At 36.3% G+C, this 12,372-nt stretch carries 10 protein-coding genes; 3 read left to right on the top strand and 7 right to left on the bottom strand.

The genetic code is table 11. The features are described 5' to 3' along the window. Positions 1-37: 37 nt before the first annotated feature. The 3 genes from Nisw_RS06285 to Nisw_RS06275 all read right to left on the bottom strand — a co-directional run bounded on the left by Nisw_RS06285 (position 38) and on the right by Nisw_RS06275 (position 6,852). Positions 38-2,206, bottom strand: coding sequence for a thrombospondin type 3 repeat-containing protein (locus Nisw_RS06285; RefSeq protein ID WP_185736586.1), 2,169 nt, complete (start codon positions 2,204-2,206; stop codon positions 38-40). A gap of 84 nt (positions 2,207-2,290) precedes the next feature. Then, positions 2,291-4,462, bottom strand: a complete 2,172-nt coding sequence (locus tag Nisw_RS06280) for a thrombospondin type 3 repeat-containing protein (protein ID WP_141977479.1) — start codon at positions 4,460-4,462, stop codon at positions 2,291-2,293. Positions 4,463-4,473: 11 nt separating this feature from the next. Further along, positions 4,474-6,852 (bottom strand): thrombospondin type 3 repeat-containing protein, encoded by a 2,379-nt coding sequence (locus tag Nisw_RS06275; protein WP_141977472.1) that lies wholly within the window; start codon positions 6,850-6,852, stop codon positions 4,474-4,476. Positions 6,853-7,047: 195 nt separating this feature from the next. On the opposite strand from Nisw_RS06275, the gene twy1 reads away from it, so the two are divergent. Continuing rightward, positions 7,048-8,076, top strand: coding sequence for a 4-demethylwyosine synthase TYW1 (gene twy1 / locus Nisw_RS06270; protein WP_141977470.1), 1,029 nt, complete (start codon positions 7,048-7,050; stop codon positions 8,074-8,076). On the opposite strand, the gene rdgB is transcribed toward twy1, so the two are convergent. Both rdgB and Nisw_RS06260 read right to left on the bottom strand, forming a co-directional pair. After that, positions 8,036-8,602, bottom strand: a complete 567-nt coding sequence (gene rdgB / locus Nisw_RS06265) for an RdgB/HAM1 family non-canonical purine NTP pyrophosphatase (protein ID WP_141977468.1) — start codon at positions 8,600-8,602, stop codon at positions 8,036-8,038. The two genes, twy1 and rdgB, sit on opposite strands and share 41 nt — an antisense overlap. After that, entirely contained in the window at positions 8,586-9,206 is a 621-nt protein-coding gene (locus Nisw_RS06260) for a KEOPS complex kinase/ATPase Bud32 (RefSeq protein ID WP_141977466.1), read from the bottom strand. Before Nisw_RS06260 ends, rdgB begins: the two co-directional genes overlap by 17 nt. Before the next feature lie 37 nt (positions 9,207-9,243). Between Nisw_RS06260 and Nisw_RS06255 the strand changes: the two genes are divergently transcribed. Next, a complete protein-coding gene (locus Nisw_RS06255; RefSeq protein ID WP_141977464.1) occupies positions 9,244-9,567 on the top strand; it encodes a hypothetical protein in 324 nt (107 codons plus the stop codon). Here Nisw_RS06255 and kae1 read toward each other — a convergent pair. Both kae1 and Nisw_RS06245 read right to left on the bottom strand, forming a co-directional pair. Beyond that, entirely contained in the window at positions 9,564-10,547 is a 984-nt protein-coding gene (kae1, locus tag Nisw_RS06250; RefSeq protein WP_141977463.1) for a KEOPS complex N(6)-L-threonylcarbamoyladenine synthase Kae1, read from the bottom strand. The two genes, Nisw_RS06255 and kae1, sit on opposite strands and share 4 nt — an antisense overlap. A gap of 1 nt (position 10,548) precedes the next feature. Then, on the bottom strand, positions 10,549-11,736 hold the full coding sequence (locus Nisw_RS06245; RefSeq protein WP_141978542.1) for a redox-regulated ATPase YchF: 1,188 nt from the start codon (positions 11,734-11,736) through the stop codon (positions 10,549-10,551). Positions 11,737-11,808: 72 nt separating this feature from the next. On the opposite strand from Nisw_RS06245, the gene Nisw_RS06240 reads away from it, so the two are divergent. After that, positions 11,809-12,357, top strand: a complete 549-nt coding sequence (locus Nisw_RS06240) for an adenylate kinase family protein (protein ID WP_141977461.1) — start codon at positions 11,809-11,811, stop codon at positions 12,355-12,357. Positions 12,358-12,372 lie beyond the last annotated feature (15 nt).

Below are 12,372 nucleotides of genomic sequence, written 5' to 3'. Positions count from 1 at the left end.
AAACTAAATAATTTGAATATATTTACTATTTCAAAAATTAGTTATCAGGACAACCGTCAGTGTCTCTGTCACCATCGAAATCTTCAGGATCAAGTGGACACAAGTCTTCATCATTAATGATGCTATCTAGATCATCATCATGGACAAATCTTTGTTGTTCTGGAGCAATGTCTGGACAGCCGTCATGATCATTGTATTTGTTCCAGGTTTCAGGTTTTGATGGACAGGAATCAATTCCATCATAGAATCCGTCACCATCAGAGTCAAATCTTGTTGGAGTTGTTGATGCTGCAGCCAATTCGTCTGGGCATCCATCCCAATCCAAGTATCCATTAAAGTTCTCTTGCTCATCTAGACATGAATCCCATCTGTCATCAATTCCATCACCGTCAGCATCTGGGAAAGAGTAAGAAGATGTTACAGTACCTGTAGAATCAGGGCAACCATCTTCATCTTGATAATAGTTGTAAGTTTCAGGTTCTAGTGGACATGCATCAGAAATGTCTATGATTCCATCCAGGTCTGAATCAAGTGTAGAGACAGAACTATCAGGACAACCGTCAGTGTCTTGGAATCCGTTGTATGTTTCAGGCTGTGTTGGACACAAGTCGAGGTTATCAACTATGCCATCACCATCTGAATCATAAGTAGAATAGCCATCAAAAAGTGAATCTGGACAACCGTCAGTGTCTTGGAATCTATTGTAAGTTTCTTTACTTTTAGGACATTGGTCTACATTGTCAATTATTCCATCACCGTCTGAATCGCCAAATGAACCATGTTCTATTGTGTCAGGACAACCGTCATAATCTTGGAACTTGTTGTAATTTTCTGCAATTGTTGGACATAAATCATGTATGTCAGGAATGTTGTCATAATCAGTATCAAGCAAAGCTGATTTGGAAACTCCTGGTGTGTCAGGACAACCGTCATCATCTAAGAATCCGTTAAAGTTTTCTGGTTCATCAACACAAGCATCCCATCTATCATCAATTCCATCACCATCAGAGTCAGGGAATGTATATCCAGATAGTGCACCATCAACTGAATCAGGACAACCGTCAGTGTCTTGATACAAGTTGTAAGTTTCAGGATCTAGTGGACAAGAGTCTGAAACATTTGGAATTCCATCTCTATCAGTATCAAGAGTAGATACAGAACTGTCAGGACAACCGTCAGAGTCTTGGAATCCATTGTAGGTTTCAGGCTGATTTGGACACCAATCTAAATTATCAATAATTCCATCACCATCAGAGTCATAAGAATATCTATTATCACCAATTAAATCAGGACAACCGTCAGTGTCTTGGAATTTGTTATAGTTTTCAGGAACATATGGGCAATCATCAAAGGCATTTAGTAAACCGTCACCATCAGCATCACCACTGATTTGTAATTGTAAAACATCAGGACATCCATCTTCATCTTGGAATTTGTTATAGTTTTCACGTTCTAATGGACAAGCATCTTTGTCATCAGGAATTGAATCATAATCTGAATCAATAATTCCATTTGCATCAGCACCTGGAATATCAATACAACCATCTTGGTCTTGGAATCCGTTGTAATTTTCAGGCTCGTTTAGACATTGATCCCATCTATCGTCAATTCCATCACCATCAGTATCTGGGAATTCATAGATAGAAGCTGTGGAATCAACAGAGTCAGGACAACCGTCAGTGTCCAGATACAAGTTATAAGTTTCAGGTTCTAGTGGACAAGAATCCTTGCTATCAGAGATGCCATCTTGATCACGGTCTAGTAAATTGTGTTCATCGTCAGGACAACCGTCAGTATCATCAATTCCGTTAAATGTTTCAGGTTGTGATGGGCACAAGTCTAGATAATCAGGATATCCGTCACCATCAGAGTCCACAATTCCACCATCACCGTCAGGAGACAAGTCAGGACAACCGTCTTCATCTTGGAATTTATTGTAATTTTCTTTTACAGTAGGACAGTTGTCAAGGTGATCTTGTATACCGTCATAATCAGCATCATACCAAGGAACAAAGTCTGCAGGACAACCGTCAATGTTGTTACCGTATTGAGGATCATAGTCTTCTAAGAGATGAGGACAAAAATCGACGGCATTTGGAACACCATCACCATCTGAATCAATTGTCTCATTTGCAAAGACACTGCTTGGTGCCATTCCAATAGTTAGGGTGAGTAAAAGTAAAAATCCTAAAAGATATTGTTTCATAGTTTCCTGATTCCGCTATTATCAAGTATTTATTAAGTCTCACGTTAAATAGGTTCTTTTGAAATATTAGAAATTCAATTAGACCTATGGATCAGGACAACCGTCAGTGTCTCTATCACCGTCATAATCTTCAGGATCAAGTGGACACAAGTCTTCGTCGTTAATGATGTCATCTAGATCATCATCATGGACAAATCTTTGTTGTTCTGGAGCAATGTCTGGACAACCGTCAGAGTCTAGGTATTTGTTCCAAGTTTCAGATTCTGTTGGACAGGAATCTACAGCATCAGGATATCCATCGCCATCAGAGTCAGCATAAACAGGAGTAGTAGATTCTGCACCTAGAGTATCAGGACAACCGTCCCAATCTAAATTATTGTTATAGTTTTCGGGTTCATAGATACATGCATCCCATCTGTCTTCAATTCCATCACCGTCAGTGTCAGGGAATGTGTAAGTTGAGGCTGTACTATCAACAGAGTCAGGACAACCATCAGAGTCTAGGTATCTGTTGTAAGTTTCAGGTTCTAGTGGACATGCATCATTAATATCTAAAATTCCATCCATGTCTGAATCAAGGGTAGACACAGAACTGTCAGGACAACCGTCAGAGTCTTGGAATCCATTGTAGGTTTCAGGCTGTGTTGGACACAAGTCTAGATAATCAAGAATTCCATCACCATCAGTATCTGCTGAGAGCTTATTATCTGCAATGAAATCAGGACAACCATCAGTGTCCATGTATTTGTTGTAGGTCTCTTTTGCAGTTGGACATTGGTCAACATCATCATAGATACCATCGCCATCAGAGTCACCTATTGTTTGGTGAATAATACTATCAGGACAACCGTCTTCATCTTGGAATTTATTATATCTTTCAGCAATAGTTGGACATTGGTCCAAGTGGTCTGCAAGACCGTCATAATCAGAATCAATCATATCACCAGCAGTGGTGCCCAAAGTTTCAGGACAACCGTCATCATCTAAGAATCCGTTAAAGTTTTCAGGCTCATAGATACATGAATCCCATCTGTCTTCAATTCCATCACCATCAGTGTCAGGGAATGTATATCCAGATAATGCGTCATCAACAGAGTCAGGACAACCGTCAGTGTCTAGATACAAGTTGTAAGTTTCAGGTTCTAGTGGACATGCATCATCATTATCTAAAATTCCATCCATGTCTGCATCGTATCTGTAAAGTGAACTGTCAGGACAACCGTCAGTGTCTAGAATACCATTGTAAGTTTCAGGTTGTGTCGGACACAGGTCTATATTGTCAATAATTCCATCACCATCAGTATCTACAGATAATTTGTTATCAGCTACTAAATCAGGACAACCGTCTTCATCTTGGAATTTGTTATAAGTTTCAGGACTGTATGGACATAAATCATCTTGATCAGGGATTCCATCACCATCATAATCGCCAAATATCATATGTTGAACTACATCTGGACAACCGTCAGAGTCTTCAAATTTGTTATAATTTTCACGGTCTAGAGGACATGCATCTTTGTCATCAGGAATTCCATCAAAATCAGTATCAGGAGCTTCAGGATTTGTTACTCCAGGAATATCTGGACAACCGTCCCAATCTAAATTATTGTTATAGTTTTCTGGCTCAAAAATGCATGAATCCCATCTGTCTTCAATTCCATCACCGTCAGTGTCAGGGAATGTGTATCCAGATAATGCGTCATCAACAGAGTCAGGACAACCGTCATGGTCTTGGAATTGATTGTAAGTTTCAGGATCTAGTGGACAGGAATCTTTGCCATCAGAGATTCCATCTTGATCACTATCAATTACAGAATGATCATCATCAGGACAGCCATCAGTGTCATCAATTCCGTTAAATGTTTCAGGTTGTGTTGGACACAAATCTAGATAATCAGGAAAGCCATCTCCATCAGAGTCAGCAATACCGGCATCAGTGTAAGGAGACAAGTCAGGACAACCGTCTTCATCTTGGAATCTATTGTAAGTTTCTTTTACAGTAGGACAATTATCAACATGGTCTTGAACACCGTCATAATCAGCATCATACCAAGGAACAAAGTCTGCAGGACAACCGTCAATGTTGTTACCGTATTGAGGATCATAGTCTTCTAAGAGATGAGGACATTCATCAATTGCATTTGGAACACCATCACCATCAGAATCAATTGCCTCATTTGCAAAGACACTGCTTGGTGCCATTCCAATAGTTAGGGTGAGTAAAAGTAAAAATCCTAAAAGATATTGTTGCTTCATTTTACGAACACCTAATTGTCAGGACATCCGTCAGTGTCTCTGTCACCGTCATAGTCCTCTGGTTCTAGTGGACACATATCATTCTCATTGATAATGTCATCTAAATCAGCATCATGTTTGTATCTTGATTGTTCAGGAGCAATATCTGGGCAACCGTCATGATCATTGTACTTGTTCCAAGATTCTTTAAGATTTGGACATAAATCAACATCGTCATTTATTCCATCTTCATCATTGTCAATTACCATATTTCCAAGTGGAAGAACATCTGGACAACCGTCATAGTCTACATACCTATTCCAGGTTTCGTTTTGGGTTGGACACATATCCATTACATCTGGTACACCATCACCATCTGAGTCAGGTTGAGTGTCATCGATATCTGGGCAACCGTCATCATCTTGGAAGCCGTTGTAATTTTCTGCAACTAGCGGACAGTCATCATCAATATCAGGAATACCGTCATTGTCTGAATCAACTACAAATGATTCGGATATTGTATCAGGACAACCGTCATCATCTTGGAATTTATTCCAAGTCTCTTTTGCAGTTGGACAGGCATCAATTGCATCAGGAATACCATCTTGGTCTCTGTCATGACTTAAGATATAGTCATCTGGACAACCGTCAAGATCAAGAATTCCATTATAGGTTTCTGGTTGATTTGGACAATGATCATTGTAATCATTAATTCCGTCATTGTCTGAATCCGGAGAGCCTTTGTTATCAGCTACAGAATCAGGACAACCATCTTCATCTTGGAATTTATTGTAAGTTTCTGGAATAAGTGGACATTTATCTAATGAATCAATCAATCCATCAAAGTCAGAGTCTATGTCAGTAAGGAAATCAGGATAGTCAGGACAGCCATCTTCATCTTGGAAGCCATTGTATCGTTCTCTGTCTAATGGACATTCATCTACAATATCAGGAATACCATCAAAGTCTGAATCAAGATCAGAAGCACTATCAGGACAGCCATCTTCATCATTGTATCTGTTCCAAGTTTCAGCAGTCGAAGGACATTGATCTAATGAATCTCTAATTCCGTCACCATCTGAATCAATAACAGCTATATCAGGACAGCCATCTTGATCATGATATCCATTTACGGTTTCAGGTTCTAGAGGACATTGATCATTCAAATCAGCAATTCCGTCACCATCAAAGTCAAATACTGAAAATCCAGAAAGTGAATCAGGACAACCGTCAAGATCCTGGAATTTATTGTAAGTTTCTTTTGCAGTTGGACATTCATCATATGCGTCAAGAACTCCATCTAAATCACGATCTCCAAATCCAGAAAGATCAGGACAACCGTCTCTATCTTGGAAGCCATTAAATATTTCAGGTTGGTTTGGGCACAAATCATTGTTGTCTATAATTCCATCACCATCTGAATCAGTTGTTCCTTTGTTATCTGCAACAAAGTCAGGACAACCATCCAAGTCTTTGAATTTATTGTAAGTTTCTTTTACATTTGGACATTGATCAATACTATTTGGAATTCCATCACCATCTGAATCAACATCACTTGAGTAAGGAGGAATGTCTGGACAACCATCTTCATCTTGGAAGCTGTTGTATCTTTCAGGTTCTAGCGGACATGCATCATCAACATCCATTATTCTATCACCATCTGCATCATTTAGAGAACCAGCAAATGAAGGAATAGAGTCCGGACAACCATCATAATCAGCAAAGCGATTGAAAGTTTCAGGATCAGTAGGACAAATATCAAATTGATTTGCAATACCATCACCATCAGTATCAACAAAATCAGAATCTAGTGCAATATCAGGACAGCCATCAGTATCTCTGTAATCATTATACACTTCAGGTTCTGTTGGACACAAGTCTATTGAGTCTTGTATTCCATCATTATCAGTGTCAACAAAAGCAAGATCAGTAACAGAATCAGGACAACCATCCAAGTCTTTGAATTTGTTATAAGTTTCAGGACTTAGTGGACATTGATCAACTGCATCAGGTACCCCATCTCTATCACGGTCACCAGAACCATAATCATCAGGACAGCCATCAGTATCTAAAACACCGTTAAAGGTTTCAGGTTGTGTTGGACAATTATCAACAGTGTCAACAAATCCATCACCATCAGAGTCAGGTAATCCACCTGGTCCACCCTTAGGATTAATGTCGGGACAACCATCTTCATCCTGGAATAAATTGTAATGTTCTCTAAGATTTGGACATTGATCAATATGGTCTTCTATTCCATCATAGTCTTCATCATACCATGGGACAAAGTTTGACGGACAACCATCTATAGTACCTTCATAATCTTCACGTAAATTAGGACAGGCATCAACAGCGTCATCAACGCCATCATTGTCCAAGTCACCTGCTGCAAATGCAGGATTGATGGGCATGCTAGTTAGAGTCGTTAATAGTAACAATAGAAATGGTAAAGTGTGTATTTTCTTCAATGCCTAAAATATTCCTGAGGATCCAGTTATTAAACCTCACTCTAAATTTGACCAAAATTATCAAAGGATTTGGGAAAATTTTCAATCCTTGACAAAAAACTCGATCAATTTAAGTAAACCAAAACAAGATCTGGACTTATGAGTTGTTCAGGCGAAGTAGTTGAAGGAGAAGAACAACTAATTCAGATCAAACCTGCAATTTCTGAACAATTAAAAAAAGCAAAGTATGGTGTTTCTGATCATTCTACTGTAGAACTATGTCATTGGACGAAAAAATCATTCAAACATGAAGGCAGTTGTTACAAACACAAGTTTTATGGGATTTCAACTCACAGATGTATGGAGTTTTCTCCGGCTGGAATGCATTGTGAAAACCGTTGCGTATATTGTTGGAGGCCAATGGAGTTTTATGATTCATTAGAAATGAAACCAGAACAAGTTGCAGAACCTGAAGAAATCTTAACTAAACTAATGGCCGAAAGAAAAAAACTGATCAATGGGTATTATGGAGATTCAAGAAATGACAAAGAAAGATTAGATGAATCATTACTTCCTAGTCACTATGCAATTTCACTCTCAGGGGAACCAACAATGTATCCCAAATTACCAGAATTGATAAAATATCTAAAATCACTTGAAGCAACAAAATCAATTTTTCTTGTTACTAATGGTCAAGAACCAGACATGATTCAAAGACTTCAAGATGAAGATGCACTTCCAACACAATTGTATTTATCAACTAATGCTGCAGACTATGAATCATTTTTAAAAATTAACAAACCAAAGTATGATGATTCATGGGAAAGATGGAACAGAACACTTGGTATGTTAAAACATCTCAATACAAGAACTGTTCTACGTATAACTCTGATTAGAGGTTATAATGATAGAATGGATATGATTCCAGCATTTGCCAAAATGTTTAGAGAATCTAGTCCACATTTTATTGAAATAAAATCTTACATGCATATTGGACGTTCCACTAACAGATTAGAGCATTCAAACATGTTAGAGATGGAAGAAGTAAAAAGATTTAGCGAAAAAGTTGCAAAACAAAGTAAGATATTTTCAGTAATGGATGAAAGTTTTGTTTCAAGAATTTCAATCCTACAAAATAATGAAAGATTTATCGACCGCTGGATTCCAGCTTATGTAAATACCAGTTAGAAAATTTTTTCAATGCTTTGAATCTGTGAGATAATTTATTTTTATTTTCAATTTCTGCAAAAGTTTTTCTAGAATTTTTTGGAATGAATATTGGATCATATCCCCAACCTTTACCTTTTTGAGATTTTGAGATGATACCATCTAGTTTCGCATCAAATGATTCAAGAGTTTTTTTATCACAATAAGTGATGATTGAAACAAATTTTGCTTTTCTTTTTGATGAAACAAGTTTCAGGATTCCTTTGTTGCCGATTGTTTTGAACACGTATGAAGAGTAAGGACCTGGAAAACCATTCAAAGAATCTATGAACAATCCATCATCTTCTATAATTATTGGTTTTTTAGATTTTGAAAAAGCATCTTTTGCTTTTTTTTCTGCAATATCTTTTAGAGAAGTAGATTGAATTTCTTCTAAATCTAATTTTAGAAAACCTAGTTTTATTCCAAATGAATCTAGAATGTTTTTAGCTTCTTTGTATTTGTGGGGATTTGAGGATACAAAATATAGATCAAACAACTTGTGCATACCTACCACGACTTTCTATATCTGATACCAATTTAGTAATTTTCACATAATCTACGTTACCAACTACAGATTTGTATCCAAGTAGAAAGTTTTTCCAAGCAGGAATCATGATTTTTGCATGAGCACTGTTTAGGATTTCCTTAATTAATCTCAGATCAACTGCATGATCTTCAGGCTTGATAGTGTTTTGTGACAAACCAAAATCAATTACATAGACATCATTTTTGAAGAAGATAAAATTTGATGTAGTCAAATCGCCATGCATAATGCCGTTTTTGTGAAGCATTCCAACTAATTTTCCAATTGTTTTAGATAGTTGAATTATCTTTGATTCAGATAAATCATGAACAGGTTTTCCAGGAATTTCTTGCATAATGATTGAGGTGTTTTTTAAATTTACAAAATAGACGAGAGGTGCAGGAATACCAAATGATTTTACTTGTGAAATAATTTGAGATTCTTTAATTGTTCGTTGTTTACGGATTTTTGAATCAAGAGAAGAGTTTCTATAATTTTTTGTCTTCCTAATTTTTAAAATAGCATTAGAATTTTGCCACATAGTTTGATAGATATCAGCTTCTGCACCTTTTTTGATTAATTTCATTACCGTTATATTCAAATGAATTCAATAAAAATTAATCATGGAAGACGGAGAAAAAAGACTAAAGCAAGAAGATTGTAGTGAAGATGTTTTAGGCTCAGGAATTCTTACATTAACTAACAAGAGATTAGCTTTTGACAAGACCAGAGCAAGAATGATGGATTTTTCAAAACACATGGGAGACACTATCTTAGATGTAACATTAGACAACGTAACTAAAACATGGAAAGAGGGATTACTAATGAAAAAAGTATGTTTTATTGTAAAAACAGATGAAGATGAAAAGACATACAAGTTTGGTGTGTTTAACACAAAAAATTGGCTCAAAGGTATTGATGAGGCAATTGAAAATTACAAAAATTAGTAATTTACTTTAACAGTGTCCAATCTCCAAGATTGAGTAACAAAAGTATCTTTTAGTGAAACGCCCTTTTTGATTTGAGATTCCAAAAGTCCTGTCCAACATATTTGACTACCACAATCTCCAGCATATTTCAAAGGGACGACATAAAATTTTGCACCATGTCGTTTACACACGTCTTGCAACATTTCAGACAATCTCTTGTTAGCTGCTACACCACCTACAATCATTAGTTCTTTCTTTCTTGTAAAAGATAGTGCACGCTCTACAGCTTCTGCAATCATTGCAAAAGCAGTTTCTTGAAGAGAATAACATGCGTCAACTTTACTTTTTTTTGCTACAGATTTTGTTGCAGATAATAATCCAGAAAATGAAACATCATTTCCTTTAACAGAATAGGGCAATGTTACATAGTTTGAAGATGTTGTTGCCAATTCTTCAATATTTTTTCCACATGGAGAAGCAAACCCAATAGATCTGCCAAACTGATCAAGTAATTGTCCCAAAGTAATATCCAAGGTTTCACCAAATACTCTCCACTGTTTATTGAGAAATGCCAAAAGCATTGTATGACCTCCAGATACCAAAAGGACTAGAGGATTACTTGCACCAGTCAATAGTTTTCCCAATTCAATGTGACCTAATGCATGATTGACAGGATATATTGGAATTTTGTAGAAAGATGCAAGTGATCTTGCAACGACAGCCCCAACACGCAAACATGGTCCTAAACCAGGACCGCCAGCATAAGAAACAATATCTAAATCATTGACTTTGATATTTGCTTCATCAAGGCATTCAGACAAAACCAAAGAACTGTTTTCAATATGATGTCTTGAGGCCTCTCGTGGATGAATGCCTTCGCCATCAGCAGGACGATATATTTTCCTAACATCAGACAAAATTTTTCCTTTTTTTCCTTTTTTTTCTATAACTGCACAAGAAAAAGTATGAGCAGTGCTTTCAATTCCCAATCCTAGCATATTATCCCCTACTTAGTGTTGATACAATTTTAATCACATCACCATTTTTTAGTTTCTGGTCACCACTGATTCTCTGTTTTGTTTTACAGTCAATTGCATGCAAGAATCCCTTTGCAATATCGGCATGAATCAATCCAGCCAGATCTTTTGCAGTAGAATCTTGAGGAAGTAATTTTGTATCAGGAAGAATAATGCCGTCTTTGTTGGTAAGTTTTGTTTCATCTTCAACTGGATAGACTACTATGAAATTCAATGAATCAAAAACTGCGGTGTTGAGAATTTTTTGAATTCCAGTGGAAGGAATTTTTTCAAAAACAGATTTGACCAAATCAAGTGCCTTTTGTTGCGGAGGAGCAACCTCTTTTCCTTCTGCAATTGTAAATCCCTCATCACCAGACGAATAATTCACTATTCCGGCCTTTGATGCTTTTCTTAGCAATAATTCAGTTTCTGCACTACAAGGAATTACATTGTCATTAATTTTTTTTATGATTTCAAGATCAGGACACAAATCAGCTTTATTTGCAGCAATAATCATGGGTTTTGTGTTTTTTCTCAATTCTCGTGCAAATTCAACAATATCATCTTCAGTCCATTCCTTTGGATCTCTTGAGATAAAACCTAGTTTTTGCAATACATCTTGTACTTGAAAGTCTTTGATGCCTAAACCTGTAAATCGTTTTGCAATTCCATCTGTAAGTTTTGCTCTTTTCTGATGAATCTCTCTTGTAATTTTATCCCATTCACGTTTTAAAATATCAGCAAACCACAAATCAAATTCAGCTTGAACAAACTCTACGTCTTCAAGGGGGTTATGAGTTCCAGGAGGTACAGGTTGTCCTTGAATATCAGTGGTACCAGCAATGTCAACAACATGAATCAAAACTTCAGCTTGTCTTGCATCATCAAGAAATTGATTTCCCAAACCTTTTCCTTCATGAGCTCCTGGAACTAATCCAGCAATATCAATAAGTTTTACAGGAATAAATCGAGTTCCATTAATACAAAGATCATTTTGATGTTCAATTTTGAAATGCTTACAAGCACAATCAGCTTTTACATATGCAACTCCAATATTGGGTTCAATTGTTGTAAATGGAAAATTTCCTGAGGGTACAGGAGTTTCAGTCGCAGCAGAGAAAAAAGTAGATTTTCCTACATTTGCTTTACCTAAGAGACCAATTTGCAATGATCTCAAAAATTCAATTCTACTTATTAGTATTGCAGAAATCGTTTAATCATCACCTTTCTAATTTATCACATGTCAATAGTCATTACAGGTACTCCAGGTGTAGGCAAACATACTATTGGAAAAGAACTTGCTCAAAAATTAAAACTAGATGTGATAGACATTAACAAGATTGCAAAAAATTCAGGATTATTAGAAAAAAACGATGAATCAAACGATGTAGACACAGAAAGACTCCAAGAAGTTCTTAAAGAAAAAATTTCAAGCAATTGTGTCATAATAGGACATTTGGCACCTTATGTTTTAGAAAAAGACAAAATTAGCAAGGTTATTGTTTTGAGGCGCAGTCCATATGATTTGATCAAAGTCTATAATGAAAGGGGATATTCAGATAAAAAAAGTAAAGAAAATGCAAGTAGTGAGATTTTAGGAGTCATTACATATGATGCAAAGAATCAATTTCAAGATAAAGTTGTCCAGATTGATGTTACTGAAAGAAGTATTCAAGAAGTTTTAGAAAAAGTTGAATCAATAATTTCAGAGGATATGGATTCAGATGAAGTAGATTGGCTAGATTTAGTTACCAAAAACAATGATTTGAAAAAATTTTTTGCTGATTGATTAAATAACGCCTTT

This window comes from Candidatus Nitrosopumilus sp. SW (assembly GCF_006740685.1).
Taxonomy (GTDB): Archaea; Thermoproteota; Nitrososphaeria; order Nitrososphaerales; family Nitrosopumilaceae; genus Nitrosopumilus.
This window is presented reverse-complemented; position numbering and strand designations above follow the sequence as displayed.